Genomic DNA, 19,149 nt, shown 5'->3' with positions numbered 1-19,149 from the left:
TGTGTTTCTAAAAAGAGTTGAAATTATTGGATTCAAATCATTTGCCGATAGGATCGGAATCGATTTCGTCCCAGGCGTAACAGCCATTGTAGGACCTAACGGCAGTGGGAAAAGTAATATAACCGATGCAATCCGATGGGTGCTCGGTGAACAGTCCGCCAAATCCCTTCGCGGTGCAAAGATGGAGGATGTGATATTCGCAGGCAGCGATTCCCGCAAGCCGCTGAATTTTGCGGAAGTGACACTGATCCTGGATAACACGAACGGGTTATTCCCGCTCGATTACACGGAAATAAGCGTCAGCCGCCGGGTCTTCCGTTCGGGAGAAAGCAATTACTTATTAAACGGGCAACAATGCCGTTTGAAGGATATTAATGATGTCTTCATGGATTCTGGGTTAGGAAAGGAAGCATTCTCAATTATATCCCAAGGGCGTGTCGACGAAATCCTGAACAGTCGGCCGGAGGATAGGAGAAGTATTTTCGATGAGGCCGCAGGTGTGTTGAAATATAAAACACGCAAAAGGAAGGCGGAACATAAGCTTTTCGAAACGGAGGACAATTTGGATCGTGTCCTCGATATCCTCAAAGAACTAGATTCAAGAATCGGTCCGCTTGAAAAGAACGCGGAAGCAGCAGAAAGACATCAGGTACTTTCTACAGAAATCAGGGAAGCCGATGTCCGTCTTCTGAATTTTGATGGAGCGAAATTACGTGATGAAATCATTGCGAAAACTGAGCTGATCGAAGAAAAAAGGTTGCACCGCGAACAATTGGTGGCAGAAATCGCCAAAGTAGAACAAGAATCAAATGTGTACAAGATTCGTTTAGCGCAATCCGATCAAAATATTGAATCGCTCCAAAAGCAGTTGGTGGAAATTAGTGCTGAAGCTGAAAAGTGGGAAGGTCGCCGGCTATTATCGCTTGAAAAGCAGAAAAATTCGGAGCAACAGCTAAATAGGATTCGACAAGAGTTGGCTGATGCGAAAAAGGGTAAAGAAGATCTTGTTGTCAAATTAGCGGCAGCAAGAGAGAAATTGACCATTACAGGATCTTCCTTGGACAAAATTAATTCGGAAATGAATGAAATTGCCCAAATCCTGAAAAGGTCGGCAAAAGAGACCGAAGAGGAAATTGATGAACTGAAGTCATCCTATATTGAAATGCTGAACGAAGAAGCGACGATCCGGAATGATTTAAAGCATATTGAGGAACGGATGCAAGGAGAAAAGACTTCGACAGTCCGTATATCGGAACAAACTTCCATGTTAAAGAGCAAGCTCCAAGAGTTGTACGGAAAAAGGTCTATCCAAACTGCCGAGCTTTCTTCCTTGCAGGAAAAAAAGGAGAAAGCGGAGTCGGCATTTGTAAAATCCGAAAAACTCTACCGCGAGGCTGAAGAAGAACTGGGAATCCAGCAGCAATTCATGCAAAATGCGACGAACAAGCAGTCCGAAATGCAAGGACGATTGCGTGCGCTACAAAGTTTGGAAGCAGATTTTTCAGGATTCTATTCAGGTGTCAGAGCCGTACTCATAGCAGCAAAAGAAGGCAAGTTGCGTGGTGTCGATGGGGCTGTTGCAGAACTCATTACTGTGGATGACCCCCATATTAAAGCGATTGAAACAGCTTTGGGCGGCGCGATGCAGCATATCGTCACATCTACGGAATCAGAAGCTCGGAATGCGATTGGCTATTTGAAACAGAGAAATGCCGGTCGTGCGACGTTTTTGCCACGTGACGTTATTAAATCTAGGAAACTTCCAATTGCGTCACTCCGTATTGTGCAACAACATCCGGAGTTTATCGGAACGGCCGATCAGCTTGTGAAGACAGATTCCGCCTTTTCAATCATCACTGAAAATCTTCTTGGCATGACTATCGTTGCAAAAACGCTGGTCGGAGCTTCCGCAATTGCCAAGATGTTAGCATATAAATTCCGCATAGTAACACTTGACGGAGATGTCGTGAATGCCGGTGGTTCCCTTACCGGGGGTGGAGCGAAAGGGCAGTCGACCGTATTTTCAAGAAAAGCGGAGTTGGAGACGTTAAGTGCACAACTTTCAAAAATGACTGCTTCCATCGAGATTGCAAACAGCAAAATCGGTGATTCGAAAATGTCCGTCGCCCAGCATATGCATGACACGGAAAAATATCGTCAACTACGGGATTCTGTAAGGCAGGAATTGGTTTCAAAAGAATCAGCTCTACGTGAACTGGATTTGGAAATCAGGGCGATCGAATCTGAAATCTCATTAGCCGAAAGAGGGATCGCCGGCTCGGAAAACGTGGGCGCGGAACTTTCGAACAGGAAAAAGGCATTGCTCGAACGGCATGAATGGATCAGATCCTCACTGGATTCCACTCAAAAAGAAGTTGAAACACTGGAGCGGTTGGCTGCGAATCGACGGAACGAGGAAGCGGCATTGATGACCAAAAATAGTGAGCTTCGTGAGCAGGCGGCCATCCTACGGGAACAGAAAGGGCACCAACAGACAACAATTTCGGATATGGAGCAAACACTGAGTCAACTAGAGCAGAAAATGTCTGCCCTGGAAGTCGATCGGGATATTTACACCGAACATGAATTGGGCATCGATCTAACGCCGGAGGAAATCGCGGCTCATATAGATAGATCCGCGACGGAGAAATCCACGATTGAACAATCCCTGTCTGATGAACGAAACAGTAGGAGTCAAATTGCATCTGCCCTAGAAAAACAGGCGGAAACATTAAAATGTATTCGCCTCGATGAAGGGAAGGCAGTTTCTTCTCTAAATGAAATCAATGTTGCCGTTTCACGTCTTGAAGTGAAATACGAATCCATCACAGATCGCCTTTTGGATGAATATGGACTTTATCCTGATTTCGAAGCAGGAAGCGATTTTGATGTGGAAGCAACAAGAAGTAGGGTCGACGAATTAAAGAGCGAAATCGAGTCGCTCGGTTCCGTCAATCCGAGTGCAATCCAGGAATTCAAAGAAGTGTCTGAGCGCCATGCATTTTTAACTGAACAACGGAACGATTTACTGGAAGCGAAAAGCACACTCAATGAAGCGATGTCCGAAATGGACCGTGAAATGGAAATGCGATTCGGTACGACATTCAATGCGGTAAGAAATCGATTCCATGTCGTCTTTAAAGAAATGTTCGGCGGCGGGGATGCGGATTTGATCCTTACACAGCCTGACAACTTGCTGGAAACGGGGGTTGAAATCGTCGCAAGGCCTCCAGGCAAAAAGTTGCAGAACTTGAGCCTGTTATCCGGCGGTGAGAGGGCGCTCACGGCGATTACATTGCTGTTTTCAATCATCGAAGTGCGGCCGGTACCATTCTGCATTTTGGATGAAGTCGAAGCGGCGCTCGACGAAGCGAATGTCATCCGTTACAGTAAATATTTAAAGAAGTTTTCGGACGACACCCAATTCATCGTCATCACCCATCGGAAAGGGACGATGGAAGGGGCCGATGTTTTGTATGGAATTACAATGCAGGAATCGGGAGTATCGAAGCTGATTTCCGTGAAGCTCTCCGAAGTTCCCGCTGAAGTGTTGGGATAATCATTGACAGGAATAGGAAAAGGAGAGAGTCGGATTGACTTTTTTTAAGAAACTGAAAGAGAAAATTACAGGCACTAATGAAACGGTAACTGAGAAATTCAAGGACGGTCTTTCAAAGACCAGGAATTCATTCACCTCTAAAGTGAATGACCTTGTAGCACGTTTCCGTGAAGTCGATGAAGAGTTTTTCGAAGAACTCGAGGAACTGCTATTGCAGGCGGATGTAGGCGTCGAAACGGTCATGGAACTTGTCGATCAATTACGATGGGAAGTTCAAAGGAAAAACATCAAAAACACAGAAGGAATCCAATCGGTCATTTCCGAAAAACTCGTGGAAATATATAAGGCTGGTGAGGAACTGGACACCGATCTGAATATGCAAGAGGATTTGACTGTCATTTTGATGGTAGGTGTCAACGGGGTAGGAAAGACGACGACAATTGGGAAGCTTGCAGCACGTCTCAAAGAAGAAGGAAAGACCGTCATGCTTGCGGCCGGAGATACATTCCGAGCAGGAGCGATCGATCAGCTAGTCGTTTGGGGCGAGCGTGTCGGCGTCGAAGTAATCAGACAGTCGGAAGGCTCAGATCCCGCTGCAGTCATGTATGACGCGATTCACGCTGCGAAAAGCCGAAAGGTGGATGTATTGATCTGCGATACTGCTGGCAGATTGCAAAACAAAGTGAACTTGATGAATGAACTCGAGAAAGTCCACCGTGTAATCGGCAAGGAAATTGAAGGGGCCCCGCATGAAGTCCTTCTTGCACTTGACGCTACGACGGGCCAAAATGCCTTAATCCAGGCGCAGACGTTCAAAGAGGCGACGAATGTCACTGGTATCGTCCTTACGAAGCTTGACGGGACTGCTAAAGGCGGAATTGTTTTAGCGATCCGCAATAAACTTAATATCCCGGTAAAATTTGTTGGTCTTGGAGAAGGTATGGATGACCTGCAACCATTCGATCCGGAAAAATACGTATATGGACTCTTTGCAGATGGACTTGAAAAAGAAGCTGAAGAATAAGGCGTTTTAGCTAAGCGCTCTCCTTTTGCATCAAGTAAATTTACTTGACAGTTCAATTCCGGCATACTAAGATTAGCAGAGGGGGCGAAGCGCTATGCTTGAAAAAACGACACGCGTCAACTTCCTCTATGACTTCTATCAGACACTGTTGACCGAAAAACAACGGATTTACATGCAACTCTATTACCTCGACGACCTGTCACTCGGTGAAATTGCCGAAGAATACGGAGTGTCGAGACAAGCTGTCTACGACAATGTCCGAAGAACAGAAGCGATGCTGGAAGACTACGAAGAAAAATTGAAACTTTTCTCCAAGTTCCGGAACCGGATGGAGATCATCGAGAGGCTTGAACAGCTTGTGCTCGGGAATGATGATGCATCCAAGGAAGTACGGATGCTGTTGAACACATTGAAAGATCATGAATAGGGGGTCTATGCATGGCATTTGAAGGTTTGGCCCAGCGCCTGCAAGGGACGCTTCAGAAAATAAAGGGCAAAGGTAAGATTAGTGAAGTCGACGTCAAGGAAATGATGCGCGAAGTGCGATTTGCGCTTATTGAAGCAGACGTCAACTTGAAGGTCGTAAAAGAATTCGTCAAGACGGTCAGTGAGCGGGCTGTCGGCCAGGACGTCATGAAGAGCCTGACACCCGGCCAACAAGTCGTGAAAATTGTCAAGGACGAATTGACGAACTTGATGGGCGGAGAGCAGAATCCGATCCAATTCGCAAGGAAAGCACCAACTGTCATTATGATGGTCGGCTTGCAAGGGGCGGGGAAAACGACTACGACAGGAAAGCTCGCGACAGTCCTTCGTAAACGCCATAATAAAAAGCCGTTACTGGTGGCAGCAGACGTGTATCGTCCGGCAGCAATCCAGCAATTGGAGACGCTCGGAAAACAATTGACGTTGCCTGTCTTTTCGTTGGGCACGGATGTCTCCCCGGTTGAAATTGCACGCCAAGCGATTGCAGAAGCGGAAAAGGAACATCACGACGTCGTCATCATCGATACGGCGGGACGTTTGCATGTCGATGAAAATCTAATGCAGGAATTGAAGGATATCAGGGAATTAAGCAAGCCAGATGAAGTATTCCTTGTAGTGGATGCAATGACGGGACAGGATGCCGTCAATGTAGCAAAGTCATTTGACGAAGCGATCGGCATAACAGGAGTCGTTTTGACGAAACTGGACGGTGACACACGAGGCGGTGCTGCATTATCTATCCGCTCTGTTACTCAAAAGCCGATCAAGTTCGTCGGTATGGGTGAAAAGATGGATGCCTTGGAGCCGTTCCATCCAGAACGTATGGCCTCCCGGATTTTAGGGATGGGCGATGTCATGTCACTTATCGAAAAAGCGCAGGAAAATGTCGACGAAGAAAAGGCGAAAGAGCTTGAACAGAAATTCCGTACGCAAACATTCACGCTCGACGACTTTTTGGATCAACTTCAGCAAGTGAAAAAGATGGGCCCTTTGGATGAAATCTTGAAGATGATGCCTGGTATGAATAAAATTAAAGGGCTTGAAAACGCTCAAGTTGACGAGAGTCAGATGGGCCGCGTCGAAGCGGTCATCCGATCGATGACAACAGCAGAACGCACGACACCTGAAATTATCAATGCGAGCAGACGTAAGAGGATTGCGAAGGGTTCCGGTACTTCAATACAGGAAGTGAACCGACTCCTAAAGCAATTTGAAGATATGAAGAAGATGGTCAAGCAGATGACCAACATGCAACAAAAGGGTAAAAAGAAGATGAAAATGCCTGGATTCGACTCTTTATTCAGGTGAAAATGCTGAACTTCAGCGTAATTTTAAGGTGTTAAGAAAAAACACTTTACAAACATGAAAAACCTTGATAATATACTATCTTGTGTGAAACTATTCGGAGGTGCAAGAAAAAATGTCAGTAAAAATTCGTCTTAAACGTATGGGAGCAAAGAAAACTCCTTTCTATCGTATTGTTGTAGCAGATTCACGTTCACCACGTGATGGCCGTCAAATCGAAACAGTAGGTACTTACAACCCGCTTACAAAACCTGCTGAAGTGAAAATCGATGAAGAATTGGCTCTTAAATGGCTTCAAAACGGTGCTAAACCATCTGATACAGTTCGTAACCTGTTCTCAGAACAAGGCATCATGGAGAAATTCCACAACGCTAAATACGGTAAGTAATCAGGAGGGGTGGACATGAAGCAGCTGATTGAAACGATTGTCAAACCTTTGGTCGATCATCCCGGAGATGTTCAGGTCGACAAAGATGAGCAACATCATCGTGTCACTTACAAACTTTCCGTTAATCCCGAAGATATGGGGAAAGTGATCGGAAAGCAGGGGCGTGTCGCCAAGGCGATACGAACTATTGTTTATTCAGCAGCAGGAAGTCGCCACGGTAAGAAAGTTTACCTTGATATCATCGAATGATGGAAATCAGTCTTGAACAACAGGTTTACGCGGATTGGCTAATGCCGTACCCGGGAAACCAACACAAAAAAGGAGGGAGCTCATGTTCCTTCCTTTTTTGTCTACTTAAGCTTAAGGAATGCATCCATGTCCCTAATGAAAAGGAAGGTGTATTGTATGCAATGGTTCAACGTTGGTAAAATTGTCAACACACATGGAATACAAGGGGAAGTGCGTGTCATCTCGCGTACTGATTTCCCGGATGAAAGGTATGCGGTCGGAAATGAACTCACTTTATTCATGCCGAATGAAAAAAAGCCGATTAAGTTGATTGTAGCAAGCCACCGCCGCCATAAGAACTTCGACCTTCTCACTTTTGAAGGCCATATCAATATCAACGATGTTGAGAAATATCGGGACGGATTATTAAAGGTGTCCGAGAAGCAACTTGGTGATCTTGATGAAGGGGAGTTTTACTACCACGAAATCATCGGATGTACTGTTTATACGGATGTTGGTGAAGAGCTCGGTGAAGTGACGGATATACTGGCGACAGGCGCCAATGATGTATGGACTGTCACACCGAAGACTGGAAAACCGCATTACATCCCTTATATTGAAGATGTCGTCAAAGAAATTGATATTGAGAAGAAACAAATCATCATCGAACCGATGGAAGGACTACTGTCATGATGAAAATAGACGTTCTCTCGTTGTTTCCCGAAATGTTCGAAGGAGTTCTCCACTCCTCCATCATGAAGAAGGCACAGGAGAATGAAGCCGTTTCTTTTAAAGTGACGGATTTCAGGGACTTCTCTGGGAACAAGCATCATAAAGTGGACGACTATCCATATGGTGGCGGCGCGGGGATGGTTTTGAAGCCCGAACCGCTATTTGCAGCGGTCGAATCGCTCGCCCTCGATACGTCGAAGAAACCGCGAGTCATCCTCATGTGCCCACAAGGCGTCAGATTCAATCAGAAACAGGCAGAAGAACTTTCCAAGGAAGAACATCTTGTATTCCTTTGCGGGCATTATGAGGGCTATGACGAGCGTATACGTGAACATCTCGTAACAGATGAGATATCCCTCGGCGACTTCGTTCTGACCGGCGGGGAGATAGCATCCATGGCCATCATCGACAGCGTCGTCAGACTCTTGCCGAATGTTTTGGGTAATACAGATTCCCCTGTCCATGATTCATTCTCGACAGGTCTCCTCGAGCATCCCCAATACACAAGACCTGCTGAATTCAATGGAATGAAAGTTCCTGATGTCCTATTATCAGGAAACCACGGCGAAATCGAAAAATGGCGTCAAGAACAATCACTAAGACGCACATTCGAACGCAGAAGAGACCTACTGGAAGACGCTCCATTAACAGAACATCAACAGAAAGTGTTAAAGCAGCTAATAAGTGAGGAGTCCAATTGATAGGAAGCTCCGTTGATTGTAGCGAAAGGCGGCGACTCCAGCGGGAACAGCGCGAGCTGAAGACCCTGGACTGAGCGAAGCGAGGGAAGCGGCTGAAGCCGTGCCCGCGGAAAGCGTCCGCCTGCAGCGGAAATCAACTTTTCACACTTGCACACACTGTCGCTTTATGATAATATCTACTTTGTACTTCTATAGGGAGTACATACTGACTGGTGTTCCGCTGCAAACGCAAGAGGTGCAAGAGCATCTGTGGATAAGGAGAGAAAAAAATGCAAAACATTATTGCAGAAGTAACAAAAGACCAACTTCGTTCAGACCATCCTGATTTCCGTCCTGGGGACACTGTCCGCTTGCACGTGAAAATCGTTGAGGGCACGCGCGAGCGTATCCAGCTCTTCGAAGGAGTTGTCATCAAGCGTCGTGGAGGCGGAATCAGTGAAACTTTCACAGTCCGTAAAATCTCCAACGGTGTAGGTGTTGAGCGTACATTCCCTGTACACACACCGAAAATCGCTAAACTTGAAGTTACTCGTCGCGGTAAAGTCCGTCGTGCGAAATTGTACTACCTTCGCAACCTTCGCGGAAAAGCTGCACGTATCAAAGAAATCCGATAAAATTCAAACAGCGGGGATTGCATCTCCGCTGTTTCCTATTCATGAGGAGACCAAAAAGTTGGTCTCCTTTCTTTTTTCCTCCAGCTCCGTGCGCCAGAGACTCGGTCATAAGTCAGCTCTGCTACACGGCAAAGTGCGCCGTTTCGCAGATCTGCCTTATGCCTATCGTCTCTATTCAGGCGCACTGCGCTTTTGTTTTTGCCTCAAAAATGAATAGACTGTACAATAAGGATAGTGACTTGGCGGGAGGCTTTGTGATGAATGAAGAGAAGAAGAAAAATGAAACTTGGGAATGGATTAAAGCGCTTTTAATTGCGTTTGGACTGGCGGCAATCATCCGTATATTTTTATTCACACCGATTGTTGTGGATGGTATTTCAATGATGCCCACACTTGAACACGGCGATAAAATGATTGTCAATAAAATCGGTTACACACTCGGAAAACCAGATCGTTTTGATATTGTCGTCTTCCATGCACCCGAAAAGAAGGATTATATTAAGAGGGTCATCGGTCTTCCGGGCGATAAAGTGGAATATAAGGACGATATTCTATACATTAATGATCAACCGTACGAAGAAACCTATCTTGATCAATATAAAGAAGAAATTCCCGATGGAACTTTGACCGAAGATTTCACGCTGGAAGAGAAGATCGGTATGCAGACGGTCCCTGAAGGCCATGTCTTCGTTATGGGCGATAATCGCCGAAAGAGTAAAGATTCAAGACATATCGGAGCAGTGCCGATTGATGAAATCATAGGAAGCACAAAATTCATATTCTGGCCGATCAGTGATTTCGGCAAGGTGGACTGAAGGAAGGGGATGAAACTATGACCATACAATGGTTTCCGGGCCATATGGCCAAAGCTAGACGTGAAGTGACGGAACAATTGAAACTCGTCGACATCGTATTCGAGTTAATCGACGCCCGATTGCCCCTTTCATCGAGAAACCCGATGATTGATGAAGTCATCCAGCAAAAACCGAGACTGCTTATTTTGAATAAGATGGACCTAGCTGATGAGAAGGAGACGGAGCGATGGATCAGACACTTCGAATCAGAAGGTATCCGGGCAGTCGCCATAAATTCCTTTGAAGGAAAAGGGCTGCAAACCGTAACAAAGGCAGCAAAGGAAATACTGGCACCGAAAATTGAACGCTTGAAAAAGAGGGGTATTCGACCTGGGGCGATCCGCGCCATGATTGTTGGAATTCCTAACGTCGGGAAGTCGACGTTGATCAACCGGCTCGCAAAGAAAAATATTGCAAAAACAGGTAATAAGCCGGGTGTCACGAAAGCCCAGCAATGGATCAAATTCGAGAAGGAACTTGAATTGCTTGATACGCCGGGAATCCTTTGGCCGAAATTTGAAGACCAAGCCGTAGGGTATAAACTTGCGTTGACAGGTGCAATCAAGGACACGATCGTCAATATGGAAAACCTGGCAGTCTATGGACTCCGCTTTCTGGAGGAGCATTATCCTGAGCGTCTTGAAAAGCGTTATGGCATCACCTCTGTAGGTGAAGATATACAAAAGGTCTTTGATGTGATCGGGGAGTCCCGAAAGGCGTATACACAAGGTGGCGAAATCGATTATGACAAAGTGGCTGAACTGATTATCCAAGACATCCGCAGTGAGCTGCTTGGCAAGCTGACTTTCGATTTTACGTCTGATTTATTAAAACAGGTCGATGAAGTCACGGAATAATCCCGTGACAATCGGCCTTTTCTTATTGAATAGCAATCACAATCAGGAATACTGTCCGATATAAAAAGAAACTGCAAAATATGTTATACATAATAGAAGGTGAAAAGATGAAAACAATCAAAGAAATCTCTAATCTGCTGCAACAGACTTCCGATCCAGAGCCGTGGATGAATAAACTAGAGGACGATCATCGCGCAGGCGTCAAAACAGAACTGCGAAAATGGTATCGCCAGTACGAAAAGAAACAGCTGTTGGAACAAATGCTGCAAGACAAAATCCAGTTCGACAACAGTTTTAAAACATACGATGGAGCACTCGTCGCAGGAGTAGATGAAGCAGGAAGAGGCCCATTGGCAGGACCTGTTGTTTGTGCCGCCGTCATATTACCTGAAGAAGTACCTGGTCTGCTAGGACTCAATGATTCAAAAAAAATATCCATCCAAGAAAGAGATCGATTATCTGCGATTATTAAAGAGGTCGCAATCAGCTATTCAATACATATTCAATCAGCAGAAAGAATCGATGAAATGAACATTTATGCCGCAACTCGGGAATCAATGGAAAAGGCAGTAAGCGCATTAGAAACCCGTCCGGAAATCGTCTTGGCGGATGCCATGAAGCTTCAAGTGGTCTGCAGGTCTGAATCCATTATCAAAGGGGATGCTCAAAGTCTTGCGATAGCCGCAGCCTCCATTCTCGCGAAGACGACGCGGGATCAATTGATGAATCTAATTCATGAGGAGTTCCCGGTGTACAACTTCAACAAGAACGTCGGCTACGGCACTGCGGAGCACGTGGAAGCCCTCCATCTCCATGGACCGTGCCACCACCATAGAAAAACGTTCGAGCCTGTCAAATCGATTTTGGAAGGAAGGTGACGTGTGTTGAACAATTCATCGATTCCTCGCTTGAGCAACCAGTCCATCCCTGTCTCACAACTGCCGTTGACAATGCGGGAAGGCCAAATGTTCCACGGGCAGATAAAACAGCTTTTCCCGGGACAGATGGCTGAAGTGCAAATCGGAGGCCAAAAATTGATGGCCAAACTGGAAGTTCCCATGAAGGCGGGCGACGCCTATTATTTTCAAGTGAAATCGGTCACCCCTGAACTGCAAATCATAGTCGTATCCGGCCCTTTACAAGCAACGGAAGGACAAGCGAAGCAAATGACCAACTTGATAGACTCGATGCAACTTCCGAAATCACCGGAAATGGTTACTGTATTGAACCATTTTTTGAAGGATAGACTTCCTGTTTCCAAGGATATTTTGTTGAATGCTGTAGAACTTTTGAAAACCGTCCCACCATCATTGCAAAATGAGGCTCATGATGCTATCCAGAAATTGGTGGAGTTGAAACTTCCGTTAAATGAGTTTAACTTCAATTCACTTTTAGGGGTGGAGAAAAAGGAAGGCTTGCACGATGGCTTGACTGCTTTAAGAAATGCGCTACTCACTGATACAGGCATACCAATGCAATCAAAGGAAAGAATTCTTGCAACGGTGGGTGATGCAGGCAGGATTGCCGTTTCTGCTGCGGAAAAGGCATTGGTAAGCGGGGCTGTGCTAAAATTGCTAGACGAAAGTATCCCCCGTGAGGAACGATTCCAAGTATTGCAATTGCTAAAAAGCTCCGGAATCATGCCTGCAAGCACGACACTTGCCAATTTACAAACAATAATTGATACGACAATGGCGGAGCGGGTGGCAGGAGCAGGACAAATAAAAGATTTGATTCAAAACGACCCTGTCTTACAACAGGCGTATAAGTTGCAGTTGATCGGCTTACTAGACGAAATGGAACCTAATCGATCGGTCGAAACAAGGAGCTTTCAAGCGGGTGAACAAGCCGGAAAAATCATGCGTCTAGTTGCTGAACATATCCAATCCATGCCTTTTTTTTCGGATGACGAAGCCTCAGCTGTCCTCAAGTTATTGTTGCCCGATAATGCTCGCGCGAGAATTCCGGAACTGTACCGTATGATGGAGCAATCATCGATGCCAGTAGCGAAGGAGTTAATGCAAGGAGCTCAAACTATAGTTGAACAAGCGATTGACGGAAAGGTTATGAAAGAAGCAATGCAAAGCCTTTTTAAATCCCTGGGCTTCAATTATGAAGCGGGACTGTTGAGCGGGAATCATGATATCGCAAAGACGATGGATATGTTGAAACCTCAATTGGTGGCGCTGTTACATGACAGTGCAGTATCTCCTGCATTGCGTGATGCGGCAGAAACAATGGTTGCGAGAATGAATGGCTCGCTCATACAGTCCGGTGACACGGGGGTAAACCAACAGATTGTCATGCAGCTGCCCCTGGAATTCCTCGGTAAACGGGTCGATGCAACAATTCAGTGGAATGGGAGGAAGAAGGCGGATGGAAAAATCGATGCGGATTTCGCCAGGATCCTGTTTTACTTGGAATTGGAATCGATCGACAAGACGGTCGTGGATATGCAAGTTCAAAACCGGGTCGTCGCGATAACGGTTTTCAACGAGAATTATCAACTGCGGGAAATTGGCGGTCTATTGCAAATGAAATTGAAAGATGGCCTTGAATCGGTAGATTATAGATTGTCAGGAGTTACCTTTAAACAATTTGAAGAAGAAGGAAACAGGGAAACCAAAAGGCGGAATGATAAAATGTCGGAACAGGGTGGAGTTGACTTCCGGATATGACAGAACAGAAACATTCCCGTAAAGAGGCAATTGCGCTTTCCTATGATCCAAAGGCAGGAGATGCCCCGAAGGTTGTCGCCAAAGGTAAAGGGAAGATTGCCGAAAACATTTTGGAGAAGGCGAAAGAACACGATGTTCCGATCCAGGAAGATCCGACTCTTGTAGAATTGCTAGGGCAGCTCGAAGTGGATGAAACGATTCCTGAACAACTGTACCAAGCGGTAGCAGAGGTGTTTGCATATATCTACCAGGTGGACCGGGAGCATGGTTCACGGAAGAATAATAGGGTAAAATGACGGAAACTATCAAAAGATATCAAAAAATGCTTATATGGCAACAACAAGTGTGGACATTATTTTACATCTTTACTACAATGGATACGGCAGTAAATTATGAGCTACAAGTTCGAATGGAGGATGTAAGATGAATATCCATGAATATCAAGGTAAGCAGCTGCTCAGAGATTATGGCGTTGCTGTTTCAAATGGTCGGGTAGCTTTTTCTCCCGATGAAGCTGTAAAGGCGGCAAAGGAACTCGGTACGGACGTAATCGTAGTCAAGGCGCAAATCCATGCCGGCGGGCGTGGTAAGGCGGGTGGCGTTAAGATCGCCAAAAATCTTGATGAAGTGCGCGAGTATGCAAAAGAGCTTCTCGGCAAAACCCTTGTAACCCATCAAACAGGCCCTGAAGGAAAAGAAGTTAAACGACTTCTTGTCGAAGAAGGATCAGATATCAAAAAAGAATATTATTTAGGTCTTGTACTTGACCGCGCTACAGATCGCGTTACTCTCATGGGCTCTGAAGAAGGCGGAATGGACATTGAAGAAGTCGCTGAAGAGACTCCTGAAAAAATCTTCAAAGAAGTCATTGATCCAGTCGTCGGCCTTACAGGGTTCCAAGCGCGCCGCATGGCATTCAATATGAACATCCCTACACATCTTGTCAACAAAGCTGCGAAATTCATGCTAGGACTCTACCAAGTATTTGAAGAAAAAGATGCATCGATCGTTGAAATCAATCCACTTGTCGTTACAGGCGATGACAATGTATTGGCATTGGATGCAAAATTCAATTTCGATGACAATGCATTATACCGTCATAAAGATATTGTCGAATTACGCGATTTCGACGAGGAAGATCCGAAAGAAATCGAAGCTTCCAAGTACGACCTTAGCTACATATCCCTAGATGGCAACATCGGCTGCATGGTAAACGGTGCAGGTCTTGCGATGGCTACGATGGATACAATCAATTACTACGGCGGATCACCGGCCAACTTCCTTGACGTTGGGGGCGGCGCTACAGCTGAAAAAGTTACGGAAGCATTCAAAATCATCCTTTCTGACAAACATGTCAAAGGAATCTTCGTCAATATTTTCGGAGGCATCATGAAATGTGACGTAATCGCGGAAGGTGTTATTACGGCTGCGAAAGAAGTCGGCCTTGAAGTGCCGCTTGTTGTACGTTTGGAAGGTACGAACGTTGACAAAGGTAAAGCGCTATTGAATGAATCAGGAATAAATATCATCGCTGCTGACACAATGGCGGACGGTGCACAAAAGATTGTTGAACTCGTAGGCTAAGAAAGGCAGGGACAAACGATGGCAATTTATATTAATAAAGATACAAAAGTGATTGTACAAGGTATTACAGGCTCAACAGCACTTTTCCATACGAAGCAGATGCTCGAGTATGGTACGAAAATCGTCGGCGGTGTAACACCGGGCAAAGGCGGAACGGAAGTTGAAGGAGTACCTGTCTTCAATACAGTTGAAGAAGCTGTCAAAGCTACAGGTGCCAATGTATCTGTCATTTACGTTCCGGCTCCGTTTGCGGCAGACGCGATTCTTGAAGCTGTTGACGCAGAATTGGATATGGCCATCTGTATTACAGAACATATCCCGGTTCTTGATATGGTAAAAGTGAAGCGTTACATGGAAGGCAAGAAAACACGTCTTGTCGGACCGAACTGCCCGGGTGTCATTACATCCGATGAGTGTAAGATTGGTATCATGCCAGGCTACATCCATACGAAAGGCCACGTTGGCGTCGTATCCCGCTCTGGGACATTGACGTACGAAGCTGTTCATCAGCTTTCGCAAGCAGGCATTGGCCAGACAACTGCTGTCGGTATCGGCGGAGACCCTGTAAACGGCACAAACTTCATCGACGTACTGAAAGAGTTCAACGAAGACCCAGAAACATACGCGGTCGTCATGATCGGTGAAATCGGCGGTACAGCTGAAGAAGAAGCTGCAGAGTGGGTGAAAGCGAACATGACAAAACCTGTTGTCGGCTTCATCGGCGGACAAACAGCGCCAGAAGGTAAGCGTATGGGTCATGCTGGGGCGATCATTTCCGGTGGTAAAGGAACAGCTGCAGAGAAAATTAAAGCACTTAACGCTGCTGGAGTTGAAACGGCTGACACGCCTTCCGTGATCGGAGAAACATTAATTAAAGTACTTAAAGAAAAAGGGCTTTACGAAAAATGTAAAACACATTGATGGACAGTACGGCATGCAGGATAACTGCATGCTGTTCTTTTACATATCCGGAATCTGAAGGAGGAATTGTGTGTTACTCACAGACGTCGACCGTAAGTTGCTTGCTTTGCATTATGTCTACCCCGTCCCACTTAACAAAGTAGCGGAAATCTTGAAGATGGACCCCGATCTTCGTCATCTGTTCACATATCGCACTGACGAACTCGCGACATTGCTGAAAATCCCCAAAGCAAAAGCAGTCCAGCTGAATGAACAGTTGAAACGGCATGAGCAAACTCCTTTCCCCCTTCTTTATCAACAAGAGAAAATCATCCCTATTCCAATTACGAATCTGGCGTATCCGAAGCCGTTGAAGTGGCTTGTCGACCCTCCAACAGTCCTCTATGTGAAAGGTGATCCAACGATTTTGGAAGCATCTATGAAAGTGGCAATCATCGGATCACGTAAAGCAACCGACTACTCGATGAAAGCGCTCTCATTCATTGTTCCTCCGCTTGTTGATCGTGGAGCCGTCATCGTTTCCGGCCTAGCTAAAGGGGCGGATACAATGGCGCATAAATCTGCAATACAATTCGGCGGAAAGACAATTGCGGTACTAGGACATGGATTATTCCACCTGTATCCTCGTGAAAACAAGGAGCTTGCAGAATTGCTTGCTGAACGCCATTTACTGCTGACGGAATATCCTCCTTATATGAGACCTGCAAAATGGACATTTCCGATGAGAAACAGAATTATCAGCGGCTTATCAGAGTCCGTCATCATCACTGAATCTGAGGAAAAGAGCGGAACGATGAGCACCGTAGATCATGCGCTAGAGCACGGGAAGGCTATTTACGCGGTTCCCGGGCCAATTACCTCTGCTTTATCTCTTGGGCCGAATAAATTGATTGAACAAGGTGCAAAGCCTATATGGAACGGCTTTCAAGCGCTTGAGAGCTGCTCTTATCAATGACGGGTAAAACATTCCTTTTATTGAAAAGGTTGATTTTAATTCAAATCTGTTATACATTTTGCAACAGATATTCTTTTACATCCGGAATCACCGAGAACCGGAATGGGCAGGAATAAATAGACAGCCCTGCGGATGTACAAAAAGGGAACCTCTATGAGGAGGAACATGATAAATGGCAGATTACTTAGTAATTGTTGAGTCGCCCGCCAAGGCGAAAACAATTGAACGTTACTTAGGCAAGAAGTATAAGGTTCGTGCTTCCATCGGGCATTTGCGGGATTTGCCCCGCAGTCAGATGGGCGTGGATACTGAAAATAATTATGAACCGAAATACATCACGATTCGCGGGAAAGGCCCTATATTGCAAGAGTTGAAAAAAGATGCTAAAAAAGCGAAGAAAATATTTCTCGCGGCTGACCCCGACAGGGAAGGGGAAGCGATTGCATGGCATTTGGCACACCAACTAGGTGTGGATATCAACTCGGATTGCCGCGTAGTATTCAATGAAATCACAAAAGATGCCATAAAGGAGTCTTTCAAAAGTCCTCGCCCAATTGATATGAACCGGGTGGATGCCCAACAGGCCAGAAGGATATTGGATAGACTAGTAGGCTATAATATTAGCCCGATCCTTTGGAAGAAAGTGAAGAAGGGATTGTCAGCTGGGCGTGTGCAATCGGTCGCATTACGATTGATTATCGACCGGGAGAATGAAATAAAGGCATTCATCCCTGAAGAATACTGGAGCATCAGCGGGAAGTTCAGTAAAGATGGAAAAACGTTCGAGGCTTCCTTCTACGGTGATGCGCAGAAGAAAATGAAGTTGGAAAATAAAAAGCAAGTCGATGAAGTTTTTTCCAGAATGTCTGGCGATGAATTCGAGATTGTCAACGTTGTCAAAAAGGAGAGAAAAAGGAATCCAGCTCCTCCATTCACAACATCTTCCTTGCAACAGGAAGCGGCACGTAAATTGAATTTCAGAGCAAGAAAAACAATGATGCTTGCCCAACAGCTCTATGAAGGGATCAATACCGGCAAAGAAGGCATCGTCGGTCTCATTACGTATATGAGAACGGACTCCACTCGAATATCAGAAAGTGCAAAAGGAGAAGCAATCTCCTTCATCGAGACGATGTACGGCAAGGATTTCGTCGCCACGTCGAAAGCGAAGGCTAAAGAATCAGCCAACACACAAGATGCACATGAAGCTGTACGACCGACCTCGGTCATGAGGCCGCCTGAAGCGATGAAACAGTATTTATCCCGAGATCAGCACAGGCTTTATAAATTGATCTGGGAACGCTTCGTGGCTAGTCAGATGGCGCCAGCCGTGCTTGACACGGTCACTGCGGATCTGATGAATGGCGATGTTAAATTTAGGGCGACAGGTTCGGAAGTGAAGTTCCCAGGCTTTATGAAGGTTTATATTGAAGGGGAAGACGATCAGGAAGAGGAAAAGGACCGCATACTGCCTCCGCTTGAAAAAGGGGAACGCGTGAAGGGTAGCGAAATCGATCCGAAGCAGCATTTCACGCAGCCACCTCCGAGATTTTCGGAAGCACGTCTCGTCAAGACGTTGGAGGAGCTTGGAATAGGCCGGCCATCGACTTATGCGCCTACACTCGATACAATCCAGAAACGGGGCTACGTAACGTTGGACGCCAAACGGTTCGTTCCGACAGAACTTGGAGAAATCGTCCACCAAGCGGTGAATCAATATTTCCCTGATATTATTAACATCAAGTTCACTGCCGATATGGAGAAGAACCTCGATGATGTTGAAGATGGAGAAATCCAATGGAAGCAAGTCATTGATGAATTTTACAAAGAATTCGAGAAGCACGTCAAAGTTGCCGACGAAGAAATGGAGAAAATTGAAATCAAAGACGAGCCCGCCGGTGAGGATTGCGAGAAATGCGGTTCTCCAATGGTATTCAAAATGGGCCGATATGGAAAATTCATGGCTTGCTCGAATTTCCCCGATTGCAGAAATACAAAAGCGATCATCAAACCGATCGGTGTCACATGCCCGTCATGTAAAGAAGGGCAAGTTGTCGAGAGGAAGAGCAAAACGAAAAGGATTTTCTTCGGCTGCGATCGATATCCTGAATGTGAATATGTATCATGGGATAAACCTATTGCCAGGCCGTGCCCGAAATGTCAAAACACATTAGTTGAGAAAAGGCTTAAAAAAGGTGTGCAAATCCAATGTACGGAATGTGATTATAAAGAGGATGCACAAGAATAAGCCAGAGATGTTTGA

Annotated in this window: 18 protein-coding genes; all 18 read left to right on the top strand. The window is 45.7% G+C overall.

Annotated features, from left to right (window positions below; translation table 11 throughout):
- The first annotated feature begins 1 nt into the window (after position 1).
- Positions 2–3,559, top strand: a complete 3,558-nt coding sequence (gene smc, locus M3152_RS09225; RefSeq protein ID WP_251694842.1) for a chromosome segregation protein SMC — start codon at positions 2–4, stop codon at positions 3,557–3,559.
- A gap of 34 nt (positions 3,560–3,593) precedes the next feature.
- Positions 3,594–4,583, top strand: a complete 990-nt coding sequence (gene ftsY, locus M3152_RS09220) for a signal recognition particle-docking protein FtsY (RefSeq protein WP_251694841.1) — start codon at positions 3,594–3,596, stop codon at positions 4,581–4,583.
- 94 nt (positions 4,584–4,677) lie between these two features.
- Positions 4,678–5,010, top strand: a complete 333-nt coding sequence (locus M3152_RS09215; RefSeq protein ID WP_251694840.1) for a putative DNA-binding protein — start codon at positions 4,678–4,680, stop codon at positions 5,008–5,010.
- An 11-nt stretch (positions 5,011–5,021) separates the two neighbouring features.
- Complete coding sequence (gene ffh, locus M3152_RS09210; protein ID WP_251694839.1) at positions 5,022–6,377, top strand: signal recognition particle protein; 1,356 nt, start codon at positions 5,022–5,024, stop codon at positions 6,375–6,377.
- Positions 6,378–6,489: 112 nt separating this feature from the next.
- Positions 6,490–6,762, top strand: a complete 273-nt coding sequence (gene rpsP / locus M3152_RS09205) for a 30S ribosomal protein S16 (RefSeq protein WP_060209070.1) — start codon at positions 6,490–6,492, stop codon at positions 6,760–6,762.
- A gap of 15 nt (positions 6,763–6,777) precedes the next feature.
- The gene (locus M3152_RS09200; RefSeq protein ID WP_251623949.1) at positions 6,778–7,011 is read left to right on the top strand and encodes a KH domain-containing protein; all 234 of its coding nucleotides are present in this window, start codon (positions 6,778–6,780) and stop codon (positions 7,009–7,011) included.
- Positions 7,012–7,167: 156 nt separating this feature from the next.
- A complete protein-coding gene (gene rimM, locus M3152_RS09195) occupies positions 7,168–7,683 on the top strand; it encodes a ribosome maturation factor RimM (protein WP_251694838.1) in 516 nt (171 codons plus the stop codon).
- A complete protein-coding gene (gene trmD / locus M3152_RS09190; protein WP_251694837.1) occupies positions 7,680–8,423 on the top strand; it encodes a tRNA (guanosine(37)-N1)-methyltransferase TrmD in 744 nt (247 codons plus the stop codon). Before rimM ends, trmD begins: the two co-directional genes overlap by 4 nt.
- A gap of 269 nt (positions 8,424–8,692) precedes the next feature.
- Complete coding sequence (gene rplS, locus M3152_RS09185) at positions 8,693–9,037, top strand: 50S ribosomal protein L19 (RefSeq protein ID WP_251623953.1); 345 nt, start codon at positions 8,693–8,695, stop codon at positions 9,035–9,037.
- Positions 9,038–9,294: 257 nt separating this feature from the next.
- Positions 9,295–9,852, top strand: a complete 558-nt coding sequence (lepB, locus tag M3152_RS09180) for a signal peptidase I (RefSeq protein ID WP_251694836.1) — start codon at positions 9,295–9,297, stop codon at positions 9,850–9,852.
- Between the two features lie 17 nt (positions 9,853–9,869).
- The gene (ylqF, locus tag M3152_RS09175) at positions 9,870–10,748 is read left to right on the top strand and encodes a ribosome biogenesis GTPase YlqF (RefSeq protein WP_251694835.1); all 879 of its coding nucleotides are present in this window, start codon (positions 9,870–9,872) and stop codon (positions 10,746–10,748) included.
- A 107-nt stretch (positions 10,749–10,855) separates the two neighbouring features.
- Entirely contained in the window at positions 10,856–11,626 is a 771-nt protein-coding gene (locus tag M3152_RS09170; RefSeq protein ID WP_251694834.1) for a ribonuclease HII, read from the top strand.
- Positions 11,627–11,629: 3 nt separating this feature from the next.
- Positions 11,630–13,426 (top strand): hypothetical protein, encoded by a 1,797-nt coding sequence (locus M3152_RS09165; protein WP_251694833.1) that lies wholly within the window; start codon positions 11,630–11,632, stop codon positions 13,424–13,426.
- The gene (locus tag M3152_RS09160) at positions 13,423–13,722 is read left to right on the top strand and encodes an EscU/YscU/HrcU family type III secretion system export apparatus switch protein (RefSeq protein WP_251694832.1); all 300 of its coding nucleotides are present in this window, start codon (positions 13,423–13,425) and stop codon (positions 13,720–13,722) included. The genes M3152_RS09165 and M3152_RS09160 overlap by 4 nt, the downstream gene beginning before the upstream one ends.
- 127 nt (positions 13,723–13,849) lie before the next feature.
- On the top strand, positions 13,850–15,010 hold the full coding sequence (gene sucC / locus M3152_RS09155; protein ID WP_251694831.1) for an ADP-forming succinate--CoA ligase subunit beta: 1,161 nt from the start codon (positions 13,850–13,852) through the stop codon (positions 15,008–15,010).
- Positions 15,011–15,028: 18 nt separating this feature from the next.
- Entirely contained in the window at positions 15,029–15,931 is a 903-nt protein-coding gene (gene sucD / locus M3152_RS09150; protein WP_251623962.1) for a succinate--CoA ligase subunit alpha, read from the top strand.
- A gap of 70 nt (positions 15,932–16,001) precedes the next feature.
- Positions 16,002–16,886 (top strand): DNA-processing protein DprA, encoded by an 885-nt coding sequence (dprA, locus tag M3152_RS09145; protein ID WP_251694830.1) that lies wholly within the window; start codon positions 16,002–16,004, stop codon positions 16,884–16,886.
- Between the two features lie 172 nt (positions 16,887–17,058).
- On the top strand, positions 17,059–19,134 hold the full coding sequence (gene topA, locus M3152_RS09140; protein WP_251694829.1) for a type I DNA topoisomerase: 2,076 nt from the start codon (positions 17,059–17,061) through the stop codon (positions 19,132–19,134).
- The last annotated feature ends 15 nt before the right edge of the window (positions 19,135–19,149 follow it).

Source organism: Sporosarcina luteola, assembly GCF_023715245.1.
Lineage (GTDB): Bacteria > Bacillota > Bacilli > Bacillales_A > Planococcaceae > Sporosarcina > Sporosarcina luteola_C.
Note: the sequence above shows the minus strand (reverse complement) of the source record. Positions and strands in the feature narration are given on the sequence as shown.